The sequence below is a fragment of the Parapedomonas caeni genome (genome assembly GCF_041060555.1).
In the GTDB taxonomy this organism is placed as follows: domain Bacteria; phylum Pseudomonadota; class Alphaproteobacteria; order Sphingomonadales; family Sphingomonadaceae; genus CAUJIW01.
Map to the genome: position 1 here is coordinate 1 of NZ_JBEUDS010000020.1, position 24,184 is coordinate 24,184.

The 24,184-nt window shown below is 66.8% G+C and carries 22 protein-coding genes; 11 read left to right on the forward strand and 11 right to left on the reverse strand.

Annotation, left to right across the window (positions count from 1 at the left end; genetic code table 11):
- The first annotated feature begins 363 nt into the window (after nt 1-363).
- The 7 genes from ABU113_RS12845 to ABU113_RS12875 all read left to right on the forward strand — a co-directional run bounded on the left by ABU113_RS12845 (nt 364) and on the right by ABU113_RS12875 (nt 8,810).
- Nucleotides 364-771, forward strand: coding sequence for an RrF2 family transcriptional regulator (locus ABU113_RS12845; protein ID WP_454559897.1), 408 nt, complete (start codon nt 364-366; stop codon nt 769-771).
- 144 nt (nt 772-915) lie between these two features.
- The gene (locus ABU113_RS12850; RefSeq protein ID WP_454559898.1) at nt 916-1,368 is read left to right on the forward strand and encodes a host attachment protein; all 453 of its coding nucleotides are present in this window, start codon (nt 916-918) and stop codon (nt 1,366-1,368) included.
- 159 nt (nt 1,369-1,527) lie between these two features.
- Complete coding sequence (locus ABU113_RS12855) at nt 1,528-3,393, forward strand: PHA/PHB synthase family protein (protein WP_454559899.1); 1,866 nt, start codon at nt 1,528-1,530, stop codon at nt 3,391-3,393.
- 89 nt (nt 3,394-3,482) lie between these two features.
- Nucleotides 3,483-4,406 carry an HlyD family secretion protein gene (locus ABU113_RS12860; RefSeq protein ID WP_454559900.1) on the forward strand — a complete coding sequence of 308 codons (924 nt, stop codon included), beginning with the start codon at nt 3,483-3,485 and terminating at the stop codon, nt 4,404-4,406.
- Nucleotides 4,382-7,165, forward strand: coding sequence for a ribosome-associated ATPase/putative transporter RbbA (rbbA, locus tag ABU113_RS12865; RefSeq protein ID WP_454559901.1), 2,784 nt, complete (start codon nt 4,382-4,384; stop codon nt 7,163-7,165). The genes ABU113_RS12860 and rbbA overlap by 25 nt, the downstream gene beginning before the upstream one ends.
- Before the next feature lie 4 nt (nt 7,166-7,169).
- Nucleotides 7,170-8,300, forward strand: coding sequence for an ABC transporter permease (locus ABU113_RS12870; RefSeq protein WP_454559902.1), 1,131 nt, complete (start codon nt 7,170-7,172; stop codon nt 8,298-8,300).
- A 114-nt stretch (nt 8,301-8,414) separates the two neighbouring features.
- The gene (locus tag ABU113_RS12875) at nt 8,415-8,810 is read left to right on the forward strand and encodes a GFA family protein (RefSeq protein ID WP_454559903.1); all 396 of its coding nucleotides are present in this window, start codon (nt 8,415-8,417) and stop codon (nt 8,808-8,810) included.
- Nucleotides 8,811-8,862: 52 nt separating this feature from the next.
- On the opposite strand, the gene ABU113_RS12880 is transcribed toward ABU113_RS12875, so the two are convergent.
- The 5 genes from ABU113_RS12880 to ABU113_RS12900 all read right to left on the reverse strand — a co-directional run bounded on the left by ABU113_RS12880 (nt 8,863) and on the right by ABU113_RS12900 (nt 14,101).
- Nucleotides 8,863-9,918, reverse strand: coding sequence for an acyltransferase family protein (locus ABU113_RS12880; protein ID WP_454559904.1), 1,056 nt, complete (start codon nt 9,916-9,918; stop codon nt 8,863-8,865).
- Complete coding sequence (locus ABU113_RS12885) at nt 9,915-11,186, reverse strand: hypothetical protein (protein ID WP_454559905.1); 1,272 nt, start codon at nt 11,184-11,186, stop codon at nt 9,915-9,917. The genes ABU113_RS12880 and ABU113_RS12885 overlap by 4 nt, the downstream gene beginning before the upstream one ends.
- A gap of 113 nt (nt 11,187-11,299) precedes the next feature.
- Entirely contained in the window at nt 11,300-12,361 is a 1,062-nt protein-coding gene (locus ABU113_RS12890) for a Wzz/FepE/Etk N-terminal domain-containing protein (protein ID WP_454559906.1), read from the reverse strand.
- A gap of 175 nt (nt 12,362-12,536) precedes the next feature.
- Nucleotides 12,537-13,328: a hypothetical protein gene (locus ABU113_RS12895; protein ID WP_454559907.1), complete on the reverse strand. Its 792-nt coding sequence runs from the start codon at nt 13,326-13,328 to the stop codon at nt 12,537-12,539.
- 110 nt (nt 13,329-13,438) lie between these two features.
- The gene (locus ABU113_RS12900; protein ID WP_454559908.1) at nt 13,439-14,101 is read right to left on the reverse strand and encodes a Tll0287-like domain-containing protein; all 663 of its coding nucleotides are present in this window, start codon (nt 14,099-14,101) and stop codon (nt 13,439-13,441) included.
- A gap of 361 nt (nt 14,102-14,462) precedes the next feature.
- Between ABU113_RS12900 and ABU113_RS12905 the strand changes: the two genes are divergently transcribed.
- Complete coding sequence (locus ABU113_RS12905; RefSeq protein ID WP_454559909.1) at nt 14,463-14,945, forward strand: hypothetical protein; 483 nt, start codon at nt 14,463-14,465, stop codon at nt 14,943-14,945.
- A gap of 91 nt (nt 14,946-15,036) precedes the next feature.
- Here ABU113_RS12905 and ABU113_RS12910 read toward each other — a convergent pair whose 3' ends face one another.
- Nucleotides 15,037-16,017: a DUF1838 family protein gene (locus tag ABU113_RS12910; RefSeq protein WP_454559910.1), complete on the reverse strand. Its 981-nt coding sequence runs from the start codon at nt 16,015-16,017 to the stop codon at nt 15,037-15,039.
- Between the two features lie 177 nt (nt 16,018-16,194).
- On the opposite strand from ABU113_RS12910, the gene ABU113_RS12915 reads away from it, so the two are divergent.
- On the forward strand, nt 16,195-16,398 hold the full coding sequence (locus tag ABU113_RS12915) for a hypothetical protein (RefSeq protein ID WP_454559911.1): 204 nt from the start codon (nt 16,195-16,197) through the stop codon (nt 16,396-16,398).
- Between the two features lie 53 nt (nt 16,399-16,451).
- Here ABU113_RS12915 and ABU113_RS12920 read toward each other — a convergent pair whose 3' ends face one another.
- Nucleotides 16,452-16,886, reverse strand: coding sequence for a helix-turn-helix domain-containing protein (locus ABU113_RS12920; RefSeq protein WP_454559912.1), 435 nt, complete (start codon nt 16,884-16,886; stop codon nt 16,452-16,454).
- Between the two features lie 117 nt (nt 16,887-17,003).
- Between ABU113_RS12920 and ABU113_RS12925 the strand changes: the two genes are divergently transcribed.
- The gene (locus tag ABU113_RS12925) at nt 17,004-18,206 is read left to right on the forward strand and encodes an MFS transporter (protein ID WP_454559913.1); all 1,203 of its coding nucleotides are present in this window, start codon (nt 17,004-17,006) and stop codon (nt 18,204-18,206) included.
- Nucleotides 18,207-18,305: 99 nt separating this feature from the next.
- Here ABU113_RS12925 and ABU113_RS12930 read toward each other — a convergent pair whose 3' ends face one another.
- Together ABU113_RS12930 and ABU113_RS12935 are read right to left on the reverse strand one after the other, a co-directional pair.
- Nucleotides 18,306-19,247 (reverse strand): NAD(P)H-dependent flavin oxidoreductase, encoded by a 942-nt coding sequence (locus ABU113_RS12930; RefSeq protein ID WP_454559914.1) that lies wholly within the window; start codon nt 19,245-19,247, stop codon nt 18,306-18,308.
- 13 nt (nt 19,248-19,260) lie between these two features.
- Nucleotides 19,261-20,781 carry a 4-hydroxyphenylacetate 3-hydroxylase family protein gene (locus tag ABU113_RS12935; RefSeq protein ID WP_454559915.1) on the reverse strand — a complete coding sequence of 507 codons (1,521 nt, stop codon included), beginning with the start codon at nt 20,779-20,781 and terminating at the stop codon, nt 19,261-19,263.
- Between the two features lie 130 nt (nt 20,782-20,911).
- On the opposite strand from ABU113_RS12935, the gene ABU113_RS12940 reads away from it, so the two are divergent.
- Nucleotides 20,912-21,925, forward strand: coding sequence for an AraC family transcriptional regulator ligand-binding domain-containing protein (locus tag ABU113_RS12940; RefSeq protein ID WP_454559916.1), 1,014 nt, complete (start codon nt 20,912-20,914; stop codon nt 21,923-21,925).
- 29 nt (nt 21,926-21,954) lie between these two features.
- Here the strand turns inward: ABU113_RS12940 and ABU113_RS12945 are convergent, their stop codons facing one another.
- Entirely contained in the window at nt 21,955-23,118 is a 1,164-nt protein-coding gene (locus tag ABU113_RS12945) for an acetyl-CoA C-acetyltransferase (protein ID WP_454559917.1), read from the reverse strand.
- Between the two features lie 53 nt (nt 23,119-23,171).
- Nucleotides 23,172-24,149 (reverse strand): NAD(P)H-dependent flavin oxidoreductase, encoded by a 978-nt coding sequence (locus ABU113_RS12950; RefSeq protein WP_454559918.1) that lies wholly within the window; start codon nt 24,147-24,149, stop codon nt 23,172-23,174.
- Nucleotides 24,150-24,184 lie beyond the last annotated feature (35 nt).

A 24,184-nucleotide genomic window follows, 5' to 3' on the forward strand; every position in this document is an offset into this window, starting at 1 on the left:
AAGGCATGGCCGAACTCAACCAACCCATGATCGAGGAGGAAAATCAGCCCCTACACATCACCGCCAAAGCCGCCTGACGATGGCCCACGGCCACAGCCGAAATTACACCACCTTGACGGACGCGACCCGGACCCGGTTTCCCAGACGCTTGCGGCTTCGACGATTGGCGCAGTCAACGACCCCAAACCCACGCCGTCAAGTTGTATTTTGAAGACATGCGGCCAAGCGTGCCATTTTCTGCCGCACATGCGAAATCGTCGCATCGGCCGGCGCCAGCCGATCCGAGTTGACCAGATGCCTGACCGCCGATAGGACCGACAAACCGTTAATGCAAACCGAGGCTGGCAACCTCCAAGGCTGTTCGTGCTTTCACAACGCGCCCGATACGCGCTCAAGGCGCTGGTTCATCTTTCACGGGTGCCGGAAGGGCAAACGGTGCAGATCGCCGCGCTCGCCGAACGCGAACAGATTCCCCGCAAGTTTCTGGAAGTGATCCTGGTCGAGCTCAAACGGCATGGCCTGGTAGAGAGCGTGCGCGGCAAGCATGGCGGTTACCGGCTCGCCCGCCCGCCGGCGATGATCACCTATGGCGATGTGGTACGGGTGACGGACGGGCCGCTGGCCCTGGTGCCATGCGTCTCCCGGACCGCCTACCGCCGCTGCGACGATTGCCAGGACGAGGAAAGCTGCGCCATCCGCCGGGTCATGGCGGAGGTCCGCGACGAAACCTCCCGCGTGCTCGACGCCACCACCCTGGCCGACGTCAACTGACCTCCGGCCACGGACGCGATCGCCGGCACGCCTTCGCCACAACGCTTGATCTTGCTCATGTGCCGGGCGCCACAGGCTGCTAGACTGCGGGCATCATCCAGACGGCGGGCATCATCACGCCACGCCAGCACAGGAGGCAGCACCATGACACCAGCCGAACCGTGGATTGTCATCGCCGACGGGCAACGGGCACGCATCGTGCGGCTGATTCGAGGCGCCCGGCCCGCCATCGAGGATGTGCTGCCGTTCGATTGGGTGAACGCCGACCTTCTGGCCCAGCACCTCGACTCCGGCGCCCTGGGCAGCGGCCAGGCATCCGCCGGCAGTTCGATCCGCCATGGCGTCGAACCGCGCAACGATCCCCGGCGCCAGTCGAAACAGGCGTTCGCCACCCGGTTGGCGGATTATCTCAGTGCCAGGGTCGCCGATCACGCCGCCGCCCCGATGGTGCTGATCGCCGCCCCGGCGACACTGGGCGATATCCGCGCCGCGCTGTCCGATACCGCCCGCGCCCAGGTGGTCCGGGAAATCGACAAGGATCTGACCAAGGAACCTGAAGAGCAACTAGCTGCCCACCTGATCGACCTGCTCGACTGACCATTTTTTCACCGATCCGGATTTTCCCGCGTTCGTCGCAGGACATGCGACGTTGACGGGCAGGAACGTGAGCGGCGCTTGACATGTCGCAATGCCGCACTGCAACATAAGTGCTAAGAGTCCGTGATAGCGTGGCCTTGCCACCCCAGGAGACACGTCATGCCCGCTGTGTCATCGCGCACACTGCCCACCAGCACCGAAACCGCCAGCGCGCCGGCGGCGATCCCGGCGATTTTCCGCGAGGGACTCGCGCCACCACCAGCGGCCGCCGGAGAGTTCGGTCAGGACGGCGCCCATGCCTCGGCGGCGGTCGGCGATGTGCTGGACAAGTCACTCCACGCGCTCACCGCGCGGATGACCGGCGGTCTGTCGCCGGCAGCGCTGGCCGGCGCCTATTTCGACTGGGCCGCCCACATCGCCCTGTCCCCCGGCAAGCAACTGCAACTTTGGGACAAGGCGGTGCGCAAGACACTGCGACTCGGGCGCTACGTCAGTCAAACCGCGCTGCGTGGCGGCGAGCCGTGCGCGGCCTGCATCGAGGCGCTGCCGCAGGACAACCGCTTCCGCGATCCGGCCTGGATGCGCCCGCCGTTCGACATCATCCACCAGTCATTCCTGCTCACCCAGCAGTGGTGGCACAACGCCGTCACCGACGTCGCGGGCGTCACCGCCCAGCACGAAAGGGCGCTCGACTTCACCGTGCGCCAGTTGCTTGATGTGATATCGCCGGCCAATTACCTCGCCACCAATCCCGAAGTGCTGGACAAGACGGTGAGCGAGGGCGGCGCCAATCTGATGCGCGGCGTGCAGAATTTCTGGGAGGACTGGGAGCGCCGGATGAGCGGCAAGCCGCCGGTGGGCGCCGAGGCCTATGAGCCCGGCGTCAATCTGGCCACCACGCCGGGCAAGGTGGTGTTCCGCAACCGGCTGATCGAGCTGATCCAGTACACGCCGACCACCGCGACCGTGCGCCCCGAACCGCTGCTGATCGTGCCGGCGTGGATCATGAAGTATTACATCCTCGACCTGTCGGCCCACAATTCGATGGTGCGCTATCTCGTCGACCAGGGTTTCACGGTGTTCATGATCTCGTGGAAGAACCCGGACGCCGAGGACCGCGACCTGACGCTGAACGACTACCGCACCCTGGGTGTGATGGCGGCGCTGGACGCCATTGCCGCCATCGTGCCGGGTCCGCGTGTGCACGCCATGGGCTATTGCCTCGGCGGCACGCTGCTGTCGATCGCCGCCGCCGCCATGGCCCGCGACGAGGACGACCGGCTGGCCTCGGTCACCCTGCTCGCCGCCCAGACCGACTTCACCGAGGCCGGCGAACTGACGCTGTTCATCAACGAAAGCCAGCTCGCCTTCCTTGAAGACATGATGTGGGAGCAGGGCTACCTCGACTCCACCCAGATGGCCGGCGCCTTCCAGCTGCTGCGCTCCAACGACCTGGTGTGGTCGCGGCTGGTACATGACTATCTGATGGGCGAGCGGGCCACGATCAACGACATGATGGCCTGGAACGCCGACACCACGCGGATGCCCTACCGCATGCACTCGGAATATCTGCGCCGGCTGTTCCTCGACAACGACCTCGCCGAGGGGCGCTACACGGTCGATGGCCGGCCGATCGCCATTCAGGACATCCGCGCGCCGATCTTCGCCGTCGGCACCGAGACCGACCACGTCGCGCCGTGGAAGTCGGTCTACAAGATCAACCTGCTGGCCGACGTCGACGTCACCTTCGTGCTGACCAAGGGCGGCCACAATGCCGGCATCGTCTCCGAGCCCGGCCACGATCACCGCCACTATCGCATCGCCACCCGACCGGCCAGCGGCCGCCACATCCCCGCCGATGACTGGCTGACGATGACGCCTCGACGCGACGGCTCGTGGTGGCCGGCGCTGGCGGACTGGCTGGCCGGCCATTCCGGCGCGCCCGTGGCCCCGCCATCGCTGGGGCTGCCGGCAATGCAGGGGATGCTGGCTGACGCGCCGGGCAGTTATATTCATATGAAATGACGGCGCGTCCGGACTAGAAAACCACCGGAAGCACACAAAACAACAGGGATCATCGCGTGCCAAGGTCAATTCTCCGGGTTCTCCTCGTCGTGCTGGTGGCAGCGGCCGCCGCCGGCGGCTGGTTCTACGTCAGCCGCGACAAGGCCGACACCGGGCTGGTGGCGGTCAATGGCCGCATCGAGGCCATCGACGTCTATGTCGCCAGCAAGATCGCCGGCAAGGTGACCGAGGTCGCCGTGCGCGAGGGCGACGCCGTGAAGACCGGCGACCTCGTCGCCCGGCTCGACACCACGACGCTGGATGCCCAGCGCCAGCAGGCGCTGGCCCAGGTGGAGCAGGCCCGCAGCGCCCGCGCCACCGCCGCCGCCAGCATTGCCCAGGCCCGCAGCGCGGTGACGCTGGCGACCCAGGAAATCGCCCGCACCGCCAGACTGGTGCAGGACGGCTACGCCACCCGGCAGTTGCTCGACCAGCGCCAGGCGACGCTGAAATCCAGCACCGCCGCGCTGGCAGCCGCCGAAGCGCAGGTCCACGAGGCGGACGCCGCCATCAAGACCGCCGAGGCGGCGGTCGCCACCATCGACACCCAGATCGCCGACAGCCGCATCGTCGCCCCCGTCGCCGGCCCGGTGCTCTACCGGCTGGCCGAGCCCGGCGAGGTGCTGGCCGCCGGCGGCCGGGTGGTCGCCATCGTCGATGCCAGCGACATCTACCTCACCGTGTTCCTGCCCGAGTCCACCGCCGGCAAGGTGGCGGTGGGCGACGAGGCGCGCATCCGGCTGGATGCCCGTCCCGACGTGGTGCTGCCGGCGCGCGTCACCTTCGTGTCGCCGTCGGCGCAGTTCACGCCGCGTCAGGTGGAAACCGCCGAGGAACGCCAGAAGCTGACCTTCCGCGCCAAGCTGACCATTCCCGCCGAAAGTTTGGAGGCCTGGGTGAAGCCCGGCATGCCCGGCATGGGCTATGTGCGCACCGACCGGCGCCAGCCGTGGCCGGCGACACTGCCGAAGTGACCACGGCCACCACGCCCGGTCCGGTGATCCGTCTCGTCGACGTCCATCACCGCTATGGCGCCACCGCCGCGCTGGACGGGGTGAGCCTCGACATTCCGGCCGGCCGGATGATCGGCCTGATCGGCCCCGACGGGGTCGGCAAGTCGACCCTGCTCGGGCTGATCGCCGGCACCCGGCGTCTCCAGCGCGGCACGGTGACGGTGCTGGGCGGCCCGATGGCGAGCAGCCGCCACCGCCGCGCCGCCGCGCCGCGCATCGCCTACATGCCCCAGGGGCTCGGCCGCAATCTCTACCCCACCCTGTCGGTGGCGGAGAATCTGTCCTTCTTCGGCCGGCTGTTCGGGCTCAACCACGCCGAGCGGCGCGAGCGCATCGGCCGGCTGACACGCGCCACCGGCCTCTACCCCTTCGTCAACCGCCCCGCCGGCAAGCTGTCGGGTGGCATGAAGCAGAAGCTCGGGTTGTGCTGCGCACTGATCCACGACCCCGACCTGCTGATCCTCGACGAGCCGACCACCGGCGTCGACCCGCTGTCGCGCCGGCAGTTCTGGGAGCTGATCCGCACCCTGCGCGCCGAGCGGCCGGGCATGAGCGTGCTGGTCTCCACCGCCTATATGGACGAGGCGGCGCAGTTCGACTGGCTGGTCACCATGAACGCCGGCCAGGTGCTCGCCAGCGGTACGCCGGCGGAGATTCTCGCTACCGCCGGCGCCGCCAGCCTGGAGGACGCCTTCATTGCCCTGCTGCCGGAAGCACAGCGGCGCGACCACAAGGCGCTGGTGATTCCACCGCGCACCGACGGCGATGGTCCGCCGGCGATCGAGGCCGAGGGCCTGACGCGGCGCTTCGGCGACTTCACGGCGGTCGACCGGGTGTCGTTCCGCATTCCGCGCGGCGAGATCTTCGGCTTCCTCGGTTCCAACGGCTGCGGCAAGACGACAACGATGAAAATGCTCACCGGCCTGCTGCCGGCCACCGACGGCAAGGCCTGGCTGTTTGGCAAGGCCGTAGACCCGCACGACATCGCGACCCGACGCCGGGTCGGTTACATGGCGCAGGCCTTCTCGCTCTACGAGGAGCTGACGGTCCGCCATAATCTCGAACTGCACGCCCAGCTCTACAATCTGCCCGCCAGCGACGTGCCGACGCGGGTGGCGGAGATGCTGGAGCGCTTCGGCCTCACCCATGTCGCCGAGCAGCGCCCCGAAAGCCTGCCGCTGGGCCTCAAGCAGCGGCTGTCGCTGGCGGTGGCGGTGATCCACGGCCCGGAGCTGCTGATCCTCGACGAACCGACGTCCGGCGTCGACCCGGTGGCGCGCGACCAGTTCTGGCAGCTGCTGGTCGACCTGTCGCGCCACGACGGCGTGACTATTTTTATATCCACCCACTTCATGAACGAGGCGGAGCGCTGCGACCGCATCTCGCTGATGCATGCCGGACGCGTGCTGGCTGCCGGCCCGCCGGCCGAACTGATGGCGCAAAGCAACACCGGCTCGCTGGAGGAAGCGTTCATTCACCATCTGCAGGCTGCCATGCCGCCGGATTCCCCTGCCCCGGAGACCGACGTGCCGGAGGCTGGCGCCAGCACCGGCATGAAGACGACACCCGACCATGGTGCCGCTCGCACCCCGCTGTTCAGTTTCCGGCGTCTTTGGGCCTATGCCGCGCGCGAGACCAAGGAAATCCTGCGCGATCCGGTACGTATCGCCTTCACGCTGATCGGGCCGCTGATCCTGATGTTCGCCTTCGGCTACGGCATTTCCTTCGATGTCGAGAACCTGACCTACGCCGCGCTGGATCGCGACCAGTCGCCCCAGTCGCGGGCGCTGCTGGAGAATTTCAGCGGCTCGCGCTATTTCAGGGAACGCGCGCCGCTCGCCGACTACCAGGAACTGGACCGCCGGCTGCGCCGTGGCGCGGTCAGCTTCGCCATCGAAATCCCCCCCGACTTCGGCCGCGACCTCGATCGCGGCGCGACGCCGGAGGTCGGCGTGTGGATCGACGGCGCCAATGCGTTTCGCGCCGAGACGCTGCGCGGCTATGTCGAGGGGGTGGCCCAGAGCTACGCCACCCGGCTGGCCACCGCCGCCGGCCAACCGGAAGCCGCCAGCCTGCCCGCCGATCTGGCCATCCGCTTCCGCTACAATCAGGCCTTCCGCTCGATCTACGCCATCGTGCCCGGCGTCATCATGCTGCTGCTGGCGCTGATTCCGGCGATGATGACAGCGGTGGGCGTGGTGCGCGAGAAGGAGAACGGCTCGATCGCCAACCTCTACGCCTCGCCCACCAGCCGGTTCGAATTCCTCGGCGGCAAGCAGCTGCCCTATGTCGGGCTGGCCTATATCAGCTTCCTGATGATGGTCGGCATCGCCGTGTTCGGCTTCGGCGTGCCGATCAAGGGCAGCGTCATCGGCCTGTTCACCGGCGCGCTGCTCTATGTCACCGCCACCACCGCCTACGGGCTGATGATCTCGTCGTTCGTACGCACCCAGCTGGCCGCCCTGTTCGCCACCTCGATCACCATCGTCATCCCGGCGATCAACTTCTCCGGCTTCATGTTCCCGCTCTCCAGCATGAACCTCGGCGGCCAGATCATGGGGCACATGTTCCCCACCGGTTACTTCCAGAAGATCTCGGTGGGCGCCTTCACCAAGGGGCTGGGCCTGATGGAACTGGCGCCGCGCATTGTCATGGTGGGGCTGTTCGCGCTGGCGTTCATCCACATCGCCCGCCTGCTGCTGAAAAAGCAGGAGGCCTGAGGCGATGCTGCAGCGTCTGGGCCATATCTGGCGGCTGGGGATCAAGGAGCTGTTCAGCCTGCGCACCGATGTCGTGCTGCTGGCGCTGATCGTCTACGCCTTCTCGTTCGCGGTGGTGATGGTGTCGAAGGGCGCCACCACCGAGGTCAAGAACGCCGCCGTCGCGGTGGTGGACGAGGACCAGTCGACGCTGAGCCGCCGACTGAGCGATTCCATCCGGCCGCCGCAGTTCAGGCCGCCGGTGGAAATCCGCCTCGACGAACTGGACGCGGCGATGGACGCCGGCAGCTACACCTTCGTGCTCGTCATCCCGCCGAACTTCGAGCGCGACGTGCTGCGCGGCGACCAGCCACCGATTCAGCTCAACGTCGACGCCACGGCGATGACCTACGCCGGCAACGGCAGCGCCTATCTGCAATCGATCCTGACCCGCGAGCTGCTGGCCTTCCGGGCGCGCCAGCCGGCCAGCGCCAGCCTGCCGATCAACCTGGTCACCCATGCCCGCTTCAACCCGAACCTGGAGCCGGTATGGTTCATGTCGGTGATGCAGGTGATCAACAGCATCACCATTCTCGCCATCATCCTCTCCGGCGCCGCCATCATCCGCGAGCGCGAGCACGGCACGCTGGAGCATCTGCTGGTGATGCCGCTGACGCCGCTGGAGATCATGCTGGCCAAGGTCTGGGCGATGGGCGCCGTTGTCGTCGCCGCCACCGGTCTGTCGCTGACGCTGGTGGTCAAGGGCGTGCTGGGGGTGCCGCTGACGGGCTCGCTGACGCTGTTTCTCGCCGGCGCCGTGCTCTACCTGTTCGCCGCGACGTCGCTGGGCATCCTGCTCGCCACGCTGGCCCGCTCGATGCCGCAGTTCGCCATGCTGATCATCCCGGTGTTCATCATCATGTACATGCTTTCCGGCACCATCACGCCGCTGGAGTCGATGCCCGGCTGGCTGCAGACGATCATGCAGGGCTCGCCCTCCACCCACTTCGTCCGCTTCGCCCAGGCCGTGCTGTATCGCGGCGCCGACCTGCCGATCGTCTGGCCGGACATGCTGCGGGTCGGCGGCATCGGCGCGCTGTACTTCACGCTGGCGCTCGGCCGTTTCCGCCGCATGCTGCAGACCGCCAACGGCTGAACGCCCCCGCCGAACACGCTCGCCGCGCCCGCCGGTTGCACGCCCCCCGACCTCCGTGCATCCTGCGCGCAGGATAAACGATGGCGGGCCACCAGGGGCCGGGAGTGGCGGATCATGCACAAGGGCTCGGGACACAGGGGATCATGCCTGTGCGGCGCGGTGACGTTCGAGGTCGATCACACGCTGAAGCCGCCCGATGGCTGCCACTGCGTGCAGTGCCGCAAGACATCCGGCCACTATTTCGCCTCCACCGACGTGCCGAAGACGGCGTTGACCGTCCACGGCGCGGACGCGCTGACCTGGTATCAGTCGTCGACCAAGATCCGGCGCGGTTTCTGCGCCACCTGTGGTGCCTCGTTGTTCTGGGAGCCGCTGCACCGCGACTGGATCGGCATCGCCATGGGCGCGTTCGATACCCCCACCGAGACCCGGCTGGAGATGCATATCTTCGTCGCCGAGAAAGGTGACTATTACAGTCTCGACGACGGTCTGCCGCAGCATCAGCATTAGGGTGGAGGCGCATCCGGTCCCTGGCGACGATGGCAACCCGGCGCCAATGCCGTCAGGCCCGGCGCCAGTCAGCCAGCGATCGCGGAAAGGCCAGATGCCAGCCCGGGAGACTGCCGCCAACCTTGGCGGCGACATAACTCAGTCCACAGGTGGCCACAAAAAGTACCGTACCGGCAACGACAGGCTGGTCCGGCACCAGACGAGAGGCGACGGCGGCCTGATACAGGCGCAGCAGCACCTGGTAGATCAGCGAATGAAAAAGATAGATTTCAAGTGAGTGCCGGCCCAGCGCATGCCACATCCGCCTGAGCGGCAACAGGCGGCTGAGCCCGACCAGCGCCACGAAGGCCGACACGGCATTGGCGTCATGCAGCAGCAAGGGCGGCAACTGTGCATAGGTGAACAGGTTGAGCGCGGCGAGATTGACCGACGTTTCCATGATGATCATTGCCGCCGACGTACCGACAAACACCGTCAGCATCGCCCACGACAGCCACCCGCCGCCGGGCGCGCCTCTGGCCAGCCGTCCGGCGATCATCCCCAGCGGCATCACATAGATGATGATCAGCAAACCAAGCGGGACATAGGTCTTGATGTCCTTCGGCGCCTCGCCAATCAGTCCGTGCAGTGCGAGGAGCGCGCACAGGATGATCGCCGCCAGGCGGCTGGATGCCTCGGCCAGAAAGCCGCGCAGGATCGTGAGCGCCAGCAAGGTCGGCAGGAACCAGTAGAGCTGGAACCCGGACGCCCTGTCGACAAGCGGCGCACTGGCGATCGTCAGGCCGAGCACATAATCCTTCAGCCAGCCGAACATGCCCTGCCCGTGCTGTTCGACCACCAGGAACAGGATTGCCGACAGCGTGTAGAAGACAGAAAATGGCACCAGGTAACGCATGCAACGGTCAATGATCGCGCGTCTGTTCAGGCTGATGGCCGGCACAAGGAACGGCAGGAAAAGAAAGCCAAAAACATGGAATGAGTAAAGAACGCGCTGCACATTGTCGACCGAGAACGACAGCAAGGTATTGTGGCCTGCGACAATGCACGCGATCAGAACGCCTTTTACGACGTCAAGGTCAGGGGTGTCAGTTTCCTGTCGCGACGTCATGTGAGCATCGCGCCCTTCTGACCGCGGCGCTGCCAGCCGCCGTCCGGGATGGCATGAGCGGGCGCCGTTCCGGCCTTTCCCGCCCGGGCGGCCCAGATCGCGGCGGCCAGCACCAGCGAGAACATCGGACTGGAAATATAGTAGGCGGAAACGAAAACCATGAAAGCGGCGCACGGCAGGACACCCAGCAACAGTGCTCGCCTGGGCAGGCAGATGCGCGCAAAGAAATAGAGCACGACGGGGAGCATGAAAAAGCCGCCCTGGACCAGCAGCATCCCCAGTCCCGACGATACACCGTTCAGGCTGAGGCCAAGGATGTCCGCGTTGTTGTCGAGCAGGCGTTCGCGGGTCTCCAGCCAGGTGGCGTGCCCCATGCCCAGCGGCATGAGGCCCCGTTCGAATGCATCCTTCAGCGGCTCCCAGAAACCATAAATGCGGGCATTGACGCTGTAATCAAGCAGAATGACCTTTGGCCCCAGCTCGACAAGATCCTTCAGCAGACCGATGATCCGGCTTTTCTCGGAAAAATAGGAAATGGCGAGCGCCAGCCCGGAGGCACCCGCCAGCACGCCCAGCACCAGGACGGGCAATCGTCGCAGGCGCAGCAAGCACCACAGCACGCCCCCCAGCCCCAGCGCAAGCAGCGCCGACGAGGACATCGCCACCAGTACCGCATCCAGCACCGCAAGGGCGGCGACCCAGGGGCGGCCTCCCACGAGCACGACAGCGGCCGCCAGCAGCAGCATCTGGAAGCCGTGGTGCGTCGGCTCCGGCGCCAGGGAGAGGGCACCGCGCCCGGATGCCAGCACGGCCTCGCCCAGGCTGCTGGCGTCCGGCGACGCGATCAGGAAAATGAGAAAATTCGGCGCGATCAAGAACTGTATGAGGCCAACGGCAATCCAGGTCAGCACGGCCGCCGTCAGCATCGTGCGGAACTGTTCCACATTCCTTGTGATGATGTGCAGCATGACCGGCACCAGCACCAGCGGCGACACGTAACTGAGCCAGAACTGCACCTCGCGGATTTCAAGGCCGGACGGCGCCGCCAGAAAAAGCAGAAACGTCCCGAAGGTCGCCAGGCAGTAAAGGAAAATACGGTCAAGCCGGGGCAGGACGGAGGGAATGGTCGGCACCAGAAGCAGCAGCAATGCCGACATGAGCAAGGCATTGGGCTGGTTGTATGACTGGAGCGGCAGGATTTTTATATATGGGAACAGGAACGAAAATGTCGTCAGGGCATAAACAGCACCGATCCGCTGCGTGTTCACCGTGAAATGGACAACCCCTGGAGAATTGGACATGCGAAGGCCGCCTGATTGACTAGTTCACCCGGATGAATCGCGCATCATCGTCGGGCACCGACGTCCAGTATCGGGCGGACTCAGTGCCGGACCACCTGACGATAGCGGCGGATCTGACGATCAAGCAACACGAACAGGCTACCGGTGAAGACGCCGAAAACCACGCTGAGCGGCAGGATGATGATCGGCCTGGGACTGGTGGGACGCGGTGATGCCGCAGGTTCGCCCAGGGGTTCCGCGGCGAACGGCAGGGTGGAACTTGCCATCATCCTGGTGCGTTCCTGCTCGCTCAGTGCCTGCGCCAGGGCCGCGCGGTGTTCCACCAGCGTGGCTTTCTCCAGCTGCTGTGACAGATAAGCGATGTACGCCGTCGCACGGGTGTGCGCCTTCTGCCTCAGCCCTTCGTCAACCACCTGATGAAGAGCCATGAGGAAACCGGCCGCGAAAGCGGGGTCTTGCGCCTCCATGACAAGCCTTGTCACGGGCGATCTCTCGGCCTCCACCACCCTGACGTGTCGTTGAATATATTCCTGCAGTCGCGCCGCGTCAGGCGGCGTCCAGTCATAAACGGGGATACCGACCAGACGCTTTGCAAAGCGCGCCAGGCTCCGGACAATGCCGGAGGCCGGTTCGCGGTACCCCTGTTTCTCGCCGTCCCACTCCGCCCTGAAGACAGTTTGCATCAGGTCGGTGCGTTTGAGGAGCATCGCCGCCACATCGCGGGACGTGACATTCTCGGTGTACAGCGCAAAATAGTTCGATGCCGAGTCCTGGTTCATCCGCACCCCCGCCACGGACGCCAGTCCGGCGAGGCCACCCAGTTTGGACAGCTCGGAAGACGACTGCTGCGTCGGCGTGACGCGCAGTTCAACGGTATAGAGATAGGTTGCGTATTTTGCGTACACGATCGCCGCGCACAGCGCGACGGCGGCAAATGCGGCGATCAGCCAGCGTCGGTTCCACAGATAGGACGCGATTTCCAGTAGATTGATCTCGTCCTTGTCGACATGCCGATCAACGTCGATATCCATTTCCGCACTGCCTGATTCGATCGCCCGGCGCCTGCCCAGACCCCCTTGCCGCCATATGTCATCCTGATGAACGAATGGCCATGTGCCGACGTGTTTGATGCGATAGCGCAAGTGGGGACGGTCTTCCAGACCTATTCGCCGCGTTCCCGCTGGCCAGCAAGGCACCCGCCGTTCACGGACATGAAGCCGCGGCCAAGGCATCGCCCGCGTCATCCCGACTGTTCCGCCGGCGCTCATCAGGGCAGGCCCGAAACTCCGCCCCTCGACGGTGTCCGCTTCTGGCGGATTATTGACCGGCCACCACCAGGGTGGTGCGGTCAAGCCCGGTGTTGCCGGTGGCGGGGTCGTAGGCATAGACCGTCAGCTCGTAGCTGCCCGGCACCGGCGGCGTGAAGCTGCCGGCGAACTGGCTGGTGGCGCCGGCGAAGGCCAGCGACACCTCGCCGGCCGGCTGGCCGTCGCGACGGACCAGCGCCCGCACCTCGTAGCGGCTGGCGTCCCACAGGCCGCCGGGCTCGATCGGGCAGCCGCACATCATGGTGACGTTGGCCTTCAGCGCCACCGGCTGGCCGGCGGTCCAGCGGCCGTGCGCCGGAGGGTCGAGCACGTCGACGACGAAGCCCGGCAGCTCCAGTACCCAGCCGTCACCGCCGTTGAGCGACTTGCCCGGCACCAGCCACTGGCGCGCGGTCACCCGCGTCGTCGCCTGCGGCTGGCCCTGCGGCCCCAGCGCCTCCACCTCGACCAGCGTCGGCCGGTCGAGCTCCAGCGTGGTGGCGAAGCGCGCGGCACTGGCATCGGCCATCAGGGCCCGGCGGCCGCCGTCCTTGTGCATGGTCTTGGCGGTATTGCCGGTGCCGCCGGCGGTAAGCCCGGTGGCCAGCAGCGCGCCGGTCTCGACGTCGCGCAGGGTGATGCGCACGCCACCCATGCTGGTGCCGATGAACTTGGCGTCCTTGCTCAGCACCCGCACCACCACCTCGGTGGGCGCGGCCGCCGCCGGCAGGGTGACGCCCGGCAGGCCCAGCAGGGCGAGCAGCGCGGAAAACAGAACGGCGCGGACAGCAGGACGGGTCATCGGTCGGTCTCCGGGTTGCAGGTGTAGCAGTGACAGCGGGACATCGCTTCAATCTAGTCCCCACCCCGCCGCCGGCCAGCCTCGGCAGGCCGGCCTCGGCGCATCGGGGGTCAGCGGTCGAGCGTCACCGTGAAGGCGCCGCGCAGGTCGCCGGGCGCGAAACCGCGCGCGGCGTCGGCGGGATAGAAGTCACGCAGCGCCGCCTCGACCTCGGGCGCCAGCGTGGCACCGTGGCAGGTGGTGCACAGCGGCTGGGTGACGATGGCCTTCATGTAGCGGGTGACGGGCCGGCCCTCGATTGCCGTGTGCACCACCGCCTCCAGCGTCGCCGGATCGGCGCCGGCCTGGCGGTCCTGCTCGAAGCGGGACATCGCCGCCCGTTCCCAGGCATCCGGCGTGTTGGCGGGATTGCGGTTCTTCAGGCTCGTGCGGCCGATGGCAAGCCCGTGGGCTGTCCCGACCTCATGCGCGATGGCCGGCGCGCGCTCGGCGCACACCTTGATGCCGTTGACCGGGCCGCCCGCCGCGATGGCGTTTTTCAGCTCGCCCTGCAGGGTGGCGGCGAAGGCGGCCACCGCCGCGCGGGCGCGGACAACCTCTGGCGCCGCGCGGGCGCGGACAACCTCTGGCGCCGCCGATGGCGCCGCACCGGCAGCAGCGGCGGCAGGCGCCCCGGCATCCGGGGGGACATCGGCCGGCGCCGGGCCGGCGGCCACCACCGCCGCCCCCAGCAACAACATGCCGAACAGCGGAATCGCTTGGGCAGGACGCATGGCGGCTCTCCTCGGACGGTCGCCGCGCCGGGCGACTGAGGTCCGGACCGCGACGACAGGGACTTCTATATATTAGACGTTACGCAAATACGGCCGCTGTCCGGCGCGGTCAAGCCACGCACCGTCGCTGCGACCATCCGCCCCCGCCGCCGCGCCGGTTGACTTTCAACCACCGGCTGGGTAGTCACGCCGCCGTCACGCGCCGCCCCTGTTTCGACTGGCGCCGTTGTCGTGTTCTTCAGCGTTTGCCGTTTTACCCGCGTATCCCGCGTCGCCGCGTCGCTATCGGCGACGATGGCGCGCCCGCCGCCCTGTTCCCGCGTCCTGCCCCGCCGTCCCGCCAATTGACGAAAGTCCCGCCATGCTGATTGCCCATATCTCGCTGCCCGCCGACCACCCCGAAACCGCCGCCGCCGTGCTGGCGGAGATCATGGGCGGCACCGCCACCCCCTTCCCGCCCGGTGGCCCGGATTCCTGGATGGCGTGGTCGGCCGACGGCGCGATCGAGCTGGAGGTCACCCGGCGCGGGCTGGTGATGACCTGGGGGCCGGACGAGGTGGAGTGGACGCAAACCGACACCCCGCGCCGTGAGAGCGAGTGCCATGCGGCCATCGGCGTCGACCGTCCGGCGTCGGAGATCCTGGCGATCGCCGCGGGCGCCGGCTGGCCGGCCCGCGTCTGTCCGCGCGGCGGCGACCTGTTCCATGTCGTCGAGGTGTGGGTGGAAGGCGCCTTCCTGATCGAGTTCCTCGACCCAGAATTCCTCGCCGAGTACCGCGCGCGCATCACCCCCGGCAACTGGCAGGCGATCCTCGACCAGATGACCGCCGGCACACCGGCCTGAGCGGCCGCCCCACCGGGGCGTCACTGCCCGAAACGCAAAATGCCCGGGCATTACGGCCCGGGCATTGTCGCATGCTCCGCAGTCCGTGGCCTCAGTGGCCGAACTGCTTGCCCAGCTTGGACTTGTCGCCCTCGAATTTGGGCGGCGCCGGCGGCTGCGGCGGCGTCCAGCCGGCCGGCACCGGAGCCGGTTTCTGCTCCTTGGCATAGGCCTCCAGGCTGGATTCGTTGGGCAGCGTGTCTTCCTCGATGGTCGGCGCGCGCAGCAGCTTGGGGTCGATGGCGCGGGTCGCCTCGATGAGATCCTGCGGCAGCTTCGCCAGTGCGTCGATGCCGCCGGGCAGCGGCGCGAAGTGGCTGAAATAATTGATGTGTCCCGGTGCGGTGCCCATCAGCATCCACGGCAGCCACGGCGTGATGCGCTGCCAGGCGCCGACGCACGGCAGATAGGTTTTGGCCGGGTTTTCCAGATCCTCGGCACGCATCGTCCAGGTAAAGTTCTCGGTCACCCGGTTGAAGTCGCCTGCCGACTCCCGCTGCCACACCGACGGCACCAGCAGGTTGGGGTAAAACAGGTTGACGCCGGAGAACAGGGTCAGCGTGCCGTCCGGGTTGCGGGTCCAGTTGCCGATCCACGGCTTGCCCATGAAATTGGTCTCGATGGTCTGGTTGTACGGATCGTTGGCGATCGGCACCACGCGTACCGTCTCGTCGGTGTAGGGGTTGTGCCAGGTCTTGAGGATTTCGCCGGTCTTGAGATCGCGGTAGAACACGGTCTCGCGCAGCAGCTTGCGCCAGCTGCCGTCGTCACGACGATACATGCGGGTGACGCTGAAGCCCTCGAAGCCCATCAGGTCGCGCACCGCCTCGTTGGGACGCACCCCCTGGATGACGCCCTTCAGCCAGCCGACCAGCTGCTTGCTGGAATCGAGGTCGCCGTTCAGACGGGCGCGGGTGTCGCGGTTCCACTCGGGGTCGGTGAGGTCGATCCTGGTGAGAAACGGTGCCTTCGGCCGGCCCGCAAGCGCCGGGGACGCGCCCGTTGCCGCCAACATGGTGCCCAAAGCCGCCATGCCCAAACCTTCACGCCTCGTAATCGCCATCGATCGCCTCACATCAGGAATTGCTCTTGTCGATGCCCTGGCGTCCGGCCGGCTTGCGGCCCCGGGCGCCAGCGACATCGGGTGTCTCGGCGGCACCCGCGGGTCACCGCCGACGCCAGTGTAAACGCCACCACGCCGGCCACCCGAATGATTTTGAACTATCCGCAGGGCGGAGGGTTCATGCTGCCTGGAAGACCCAGGATCATTGATTTGCCGCCGCTCCCCGTCAGGACCGGGCTTGACCCGGTCTTCCACGCGACCACGGGCCTTTCGAACAGCGCGGCGCGGGTGGAAGCGCTGCTGGTGGATGCACAGGACACAAGTCCGGGCGTGACGATCCGTGGGGCGTAGTCGGGGCCGATCTGCCTCATGCGGCCGTCCGCCCTTCGACAGGCTCAGACGCTTCAATCCACCCGAGGCACAGCCTTTCGGCGTGACGGACGGCGGCCGCGTTTGCCGGCCACCTCGACCAGTCGCCTGAACGTCGGGCATTCCATGTGCGATGGCGCCGGGCAATCCGCCACATGGCGAAGGGTGTCACGCAGGGCCGTCAGGCCGTGGATCTGCCGGTCAAGGTCGTCGGCCTTCTGATGCAGCACCGCGCGCGGCAGCACCGGCGCGCCGGCCTTGCCGAACATGGCGGCGATCTCGTCAAGCGCGAAACCGGCCAGCTTGCCCATGGCGATCAACTTGAGCTGCAAGAGCACCTCCGCCCCGAACTGTCGGCGCAGACCATGACGCGACACCGAGGCAATCAGCCCAATATCCTCGTAATAACGCAGCGCCGAGGGCTTGACACCACTCCTGGCGGAGACCTCCCCGATATCGAGAAATTTCATGCTTGACCTCAAGTCGACTTGAATTCGTAGCCTGCACCCGAACGACGATTCAGACAAGAAGGAAAAGCCATGACCCCGCCAGAAACGAGCCCCCCGCAAAGAGGGCAGACCGGCATCATGCTGACGCTCGCGCTCTCGATGCTGCTGGCATCACTGGGCACCAGCATTGCCAATATCGCCCTGCCGGCGCTGGCCGAGGCGTTCTCGGCGCCTTTCGCCCAGGTGCAGGCGGTCGTCGTTTCCTATCTCGCGGCGTTGACCGCCTCGGTCGTTCTTATCGGCTGGCTGGGTGATGCCCATGGGCTACGGACGCTGTATCTCACCGGCCTCGCCCTCTTTGCCGTCGCCTCGTTACTGTGCGGCATCGCCCCGACGCTCGGGCTGCTGATCGGCGCCCGCGTACTGCAGGGCATCGGCGCGGCTTTCCTGATGACACTCTCCATGGCGCTCATGCGTGAAACGGCGGGCGAAGACCGTTTGGGGCGCGCCATGGGCCTGCTGGGAACGGTGTCGGCGCTGGGAACCGCGCTCGGTCCTTCACTTGGCGGCTTACTGGTGCTGGCCGCCGGATGGCGCGGGGTGTTCTGGGCACAGGTTCCACTGACCACCCTGACACTGGCACTCGCCTTCCGCGCCCTGCCACGCCGCACCCCCAGGGAATCCTCACCCGCGACACGCCCGTGGGTGTTGCCCGACCGGCGTCTGTTGCCCGGCCTTGTGGTCAACCTCATGGTCGCCGCCGTCATGATGGCAACGCTGGTGGTCGGCCCCTTCTATCTTGGGCGTGGCCTTAGTCTGTCGGAGGCCCTGGTGGGCCTCGTCATGTCCGTGGGGCCCGGCGTGGCTATTTTCAGCGGGGTTCCCGCCGGTCGGCTGGTGGATGCCTGGGGCAGCCGGCGCGTGCTGGCGCTCGGCCTCATCCTGCTGACCATCGGCACCTTTCTGCTGGCGACCCTGCCCATCATCGTCGGCGTCCCCGGCTACATACTGGCGATCATGGTCCTGACACCGGGCTACCAACTGTTCCAGGCCGCCAACAACACCGCCACCCTCGCCGATGTCCCCCCGGACCAGCGCGGCACCGTCGCCGGCCTGCTCGCCCTGTCGCGCAATATCGGGCTGATCGCTGGCGCGTCACTGATGGGGTCGGTATTCGCGCTAGGTGTCGGCTCGGACGATCTCGCCCATGCGGCGCCCATGGCAATCACGACCGGGATGCGGCTGACCTTCATGCTGGCCGGTGGTCTGATGATCCTCGCGATCGCCGCCACCCACGGGCAAGGCATCCTGCGATCACTGGCTCAGGAGAAAGCGCGATGAACACGACGCTCGGCCGTTGGGGAGTTGCCTGGCCAGGCCGAACCGGGCCTGCCTTCAATGCCGCCGCAGGGGGCGGACGCGATGCGCCCTCTCACGGCGTTATCGCCGCCCCGCCCACGCCTGTTCGATCACGGCGAGGCGTTCGCGCCAGCGCGTGGCGGGGTCTAGGGCGGTGAACTCGGCGGACAACCGCTCGACCAGCACCGCCACCGGTTCCACCGCGTCGATCAGCCCGACACTCTGGCCGGCGCTGTAGGTATCGCGCCAGGGCCGCGCCCCGCCGGGCAGGCTGATCCGGCCGCCGGCGATCTGGTCGGCGTCCAGCCCGGCCGCCTCCAGCGAGTCCCGAATCCAGTTGGCCGGCACGCCGTTCATCGCCGCCGACACCACGATACGATCGATGCCCGCCGCCGCGATCATGTCGCGGTGGGCCGGCACCACGCCGCTTTCCGGCGTGGCAATGAAGCGGGTGCCCATGCAGGCAAGATCGCCCCCCAGCGCCAGCGCGCCGGCCATGCCGGCGGCGTCGGCGATCCCGCCGGCGACGATCAGCAGCCCGCCCCACAGCCGGCGCAAGGCCGGCACGAAGGCCAGCGGCGTGATGAAGCCGGTATGGCCGCCCGCCCCGGCACAGGTCGCCATCAGCCCGTCGACGCCGGCGGCGATCGCCTTCTCGGCATGGCGCAGGGTGGTGACGTCCTGGATGATACGACCACCCCACCCGTGCACCCGCTCGGCCAGTCGCGTCGGGTCACCGATACTGGAAAGTACCAGGGGCACACGGTGGCGCTCGAACAGTGCCAGCTTGGCCTCGCCGTCCGGCTCGGTGGCGATGCGCGCCGGCAGGTTGACGATGGCGGGGCCAGGCGCATCCAGGCCGGCCAGCGCGTCGAGATAGCGCGCGCAGTCCTCCAGCGACGTCACCGTGCCGCCCTGCCAGCCGGCGACAACGCCGGCCCGCGCGCAGGCGACCGCCAGCGGCACCGACGAGGCGAAGCTCATCGGCGCGCACATCAGCGGCAGGGTCAGGCGTTCGAACATCAGACCCACCCGGTCAACCAGCGTCAGCCTTTGTGGCGGTGCTGATGCCGGCCAGGTTCTCGGCGTAACCCTTCTTGCGATCGACCTCCATGCCGCGCAGAATCTGGATGCGCTGCGCCTGCGGCGAGCCGGCGCCGTGCATCGATTCCGTCAGGTAGCCGACGGCGTTGCGCCCCAGCGTCATGTTCTCGATCAGCCGCAGCATCCGCTGGCGCACTTCCACCGGCAGGTTGGAACGGCCGCGCAGATATTTCTCCAGCATCGGCCCGGTCACGTTGCTGCGGAAGTCCGCCTCCGACGGTAGCGTCACCATCAGGCCGCCGGCGATGTCCTGGGCCAGCCGCGAAATTTCATACGGGAAGCGGGTGACGTTGTGCTTGCACACGTTGGCCAGCATGGCGTCGTTCATGTAGATGCCCGACGGCAGTTGCTTCGCCTCGTGGCTGGAGGCGATGCCCGAGGAATAGATGGTCTCGTTGAGATGGGTCATCTCGACCAGCTTGTCCTTGATGTGGCTGGCACCATCGGCGCCGTTGTATTCGGCGATGGCCGCGGCCGCCCCCACCATCACGTCGCCCAGCCCGGTTTTGCAGACATAGCTCGCCCGATGATAGGCGGTGAACCGCGCCACCATCTCCTGGGCGAATTCATACTCACCGTCCATCAGCACATGGTCCCAGGGGATGAACACGTCGTCGAACACCACCAGCGTTTCCTGGCCGCCGAACTTCGCATTGCCCTTGTCGATGTCGCCGGCCTCCAGCGCCCGGGTATCGCAGGACTGGCGGCCGTAGATGTAGGTCAGCCCCGGCGCGTCGCCCGGCACCAGCCCGACCACCGCATAGTCCTTGTCCGCCGGCCCAAGGTTCATGGTCGGCATGACGCAGATCCAGTGGGAATTGAGCCCCCCGGTCATGTGCGCCTTGGCGCCGCGCACGAACAGCCCCTCCTTGGTGCGCCGGGTGACGTGCATGAACAGGTCGGGGTCGGCCTGTTCGCTCGGCCGCTTCGAGCGATCGCCCTTGGGGTCGGTCATGCCGGCGCCGATGATGATGTTGTGCCGCTGCGCCTGGCGCATGAATTCCAGGTAGCGCTGATGGTAGCTGGTGCCGTGCTTGGCATCGATGTCGTAGGTGATCGAGTGCAGCACGCTGATGGTGTCGAGGCCGGCACAGCGCTGGAAGCAGGTTCCGGTGAGCTGGCCCATGCGCCGCTGCATCCGGTTCTTCATCACCAGATCGTTGGGCGAACCGACGATGTGCAGGAAGCGATTCACCCGAGCATTAATGAGGTCGCTGTGCGCGGTCGCCAGCTCGGGATCCTCGATGGCGAGATCATAGGTCATCTTCAGTGCGTTGATCGACGGCCGGATCACCGGGTGGTCAACCGGCTCGGCCACCTTCTCGCCGAACAGATAGACGTTCACCGGACGGCCGCGCAGGCTTTCCAGATAGTCTTCGCCCGTGACGATCGGCTTGAAGCGTGCCCAGCGGGCCGCGGCAGTCTCATTGGCCAGATCGATAGCCTCGCTCATCATGCCCTCCCCAATCCCAATGATACGTTTTCCGGTGGTTCGTTGCGGCCATTTTAGCCGTTGCCGGTGCCCGCCGACAGGTCCATATCAGACCTGAAAACACACTCAATCGTGCACAGCAAGGCAACCGATGGCGACCATCGACGCCCATTATTTCCGGGTCTGCACCCTGGGCGCCGAGCGTGCCGGACACAACCGCGCCGCCCTGCTGGCCACCGCCAACCTGGTCGAGGCCGACATCAGCCGCCCCGGCTGGCGGGGCAGCGTCGAGGCGATGACCATACTGGTGCGCGCCATCTGGGCCGCACTCGACGACGAACACATGGGCTGCACCGACACACCGGTACGCCCCGGCGCCTTCGCGCTGATGACGGAGCTTGCCTTGACCCAGCCGACGGTGCAGGCGGCGCTCGCCAAGGGGATGGCGTTTTACGCGCTGCTGACCGAGGCCATCACCACGCGCCTGGACATCAAGGGCGACCATGCTGTCATTACCGTGCGCTTCCGTCAGCCCGAGCTGGATGCCGAGCACTATTTCAGCCAGTTCTGGCTGATCATCTGGCACCGTTTCGCCTGCTGGCTGGCGGGCGAGACCGTGCCGCTGCTGCGCGCCGAGTTTCCCTATGCGCGCCCCATCGGCTACTTCGAGGAGTTCAAGTATCTGTTCCCCGGCAAGTTGCGCTTCGGCGCCAGCGAACACCGGCTGGTACTGGAACGCGCGTCCCTGGCCGGGCCGGTGAGACGCGGTGAGTCCGAACGGGCGGCGATGGTGGCCCGCGCACCGCTGGATTTCATGACCATTCCGGCCAGCGATCACAGCGTCTCCCGCCAGGTGCGGCAGTTGCTGCGGCCTCGCGATGCCGCTGGCGGCTTTATCAAGCCATCGCTCGACACCATGGCCGCGGCGCTGGGGCTGACCCCGGTCACGCTGGCCCGGCGGCTGCGCGAGGAAGGCACCAGCCTGTCACAACTGGCGGAAAATCAGCGCCGGGACATGGCGATCCGCCGGCTCGCCGAGGGTCGCTCGACCGTGGAGACGATCGCCGCCGAGCTCGGCTACGCCGAGGCCCGCTCCTTCACCCGCGCCTTCCGCGCCTGGACCGGCCAGAGCCCGTTGCGCTACCGGCGTGGGCAGCGCGACTAGCCGGCGCTCCAGGCGTCGGACGGTGTGGCTTACAGCGTCTCGATGATGGTCACGTTGGCGACACCGCCGCCCTCGCACATGGTCTGCAGGCCATAGCGCAAGCCGCGCGCCCGCAGCGCATGGACCAGCGTCGCCATCAGCTTGGTGCCGGACGCGCCGAGCGGATGGCCGAGCGCGATGGCGCCGCCGTTGACGTTGAGCTTGGCATGATCGGCGCCGGTGTGGCGCAGCCAGGCCATCGGCACCGGCGCGAAGGCCTCGTTCACCTCGTAGAGGTCGATGTCGCCGATCTTCATGCCGGCGCGCTGCAGCGCCCGGTCGGTGGCGAACAACGGCTCCTCCAGCATGATCACCGGATCACCGGCGGTAACCGTCAGATTATGGATGCGCGCCAGCGGCGTCAGGTTGTGCGCCTTCAGCGCGCGCTCGGAGACAATCAGCGCCGCCGACGAACCATCGCAAATCTGGCTGGACGTCGCCGCCGTGATGACGCCGCCTTCGGCCAGCAGCTTGACGCCGGCCATGGACTCAGGACTTGCGTCGTAGCGGATACCCTCGTCCTTGACGTGCAGTTCCTTGCTGCCATCCGGCAGCGTGATCTCGACTGGCACAATTTCCTTGTCGAACGCGCCAGCCTGCGTGGCCGCTGCCGCCCGTTTGTGACTTTCCAGCCCGAAGGCGTCGAGGTCCGCGCGGCTCAGGCCCCACTTCTTGGCGATCATCTCGGCGCCGGCGAACTGGCTGAATCCCTTAACGCTGAAGCGATCCTTGATCGCCTGGCTGTTGGCGTCGAAGCCCTGCTCGCGCATGGCTGAAAGCCCCATCGGCACCCGGCTCATGCTCTCGACGCCGGCCGCGATGACGACATCCTGGGCACCCGACATCACGGCCTGGGCGGCAAAATGCACCGCCTGCTGCGACGAGCCGCACTGACGATCAATGGACACCGCCGGCACGCTGGTCGGCAGTTTCGAGGCCAGCACGCAATTGCGCCCGATGTGCAGCGCCTGCTCGCCGGCCTGGCCGACGCAGCCCATGATCACATCCTCGATCGCGGCCGGATCGATGCCGGTGCGATCGACGATCGCATTGAGGCTGACGGCGCCAAGATCGGCCGGATGAATGCCCGACAGCCGCCCGTTGCGCCGGCCACCGGCCGTGCGCAGCGCATCAACAATATAAGCTTCCGCCATTTGTATCTCTCCAGAACTGAATAGGTGTCGTTAAAACAGGATCAACAGTAGGCTCAGAGCAACATGCCGGCAAGCCGGCCGCGAATAATCGCTTCCGCGTCCGCCATGATACGGTCCATCAGCTCACGCACGGTGGGAATGTCATGGATCAGGCCCTGCACCATGCCGGCCCAGAAAATGCCACGGCTCATGTCACCGGTTTCCAGCAGCTCCCGACCGGCCGCACCTGCCACCAGTTCAGCGACTTCGGCAAAAGTCGCGCCCGGCTGCGACAGCCTGCGCACCACTTCATCCGATACCGCGCTCTTGCCAACACGCGCGGTATTCTTGAGGTTGCGGAAGATCAGGTTGGTGCCGCGCTCGTCATTGGCGATATAGGCCTGCTTGACGTTGGGATGGATTGGCGCTTCCACGGTGGCGCAGAAGCGCGTGCCCATGTTGATGCCGTCCGCCCCCAGCGACAGCGCCGCCACCAGACCGCGCCCGTCGCCGAAGCCACCGGACGCCAGCATCGGGATTTTCACCTTGTCCGCGGCAGCTGGGATCAGGATCAGGCCCGGAATGTCGTCCTCGCCCGGATGGCCCGCACATTCGAAACCGTCGATGGAAATGGCATCAACGCCCTTGCGCTCGGCCGAGACCGCATGGCGAACCGCCGTGCATTTGTGAATGATCTTGACGCCGGCAGGCTTCAGGATCGCCCACACATCGGCGACCGCCTGGGTGCCGGCGGTCTCGACAACGGTGATGCCGCTGTCGATGATCGCCTGGGCATAAGCCGCATAGTCGGGCGGGTTGATGGTCGGAAACACCGTCATGTTGACGCCGAACGGCTTGTCGGTCATCGCCCGACAGCGCGCGATTTCCGCTTTCAGCGCGTCGGGTGTCGGCTGGGTCAAGGCAGTGAGAATGCCAAGGCCGCCGGCGTTCGACACCGCGGCGGCGAGCTCGGCCCGCCCCACGCCCTGCATGCCACCCTGGACAATAGGCCGCTCGATGCCGAGCAGCTCGGTGATGCGTGTCTTGATCACAGTCCGATTATCCTTCCATCCCCAAGGCCGCCACC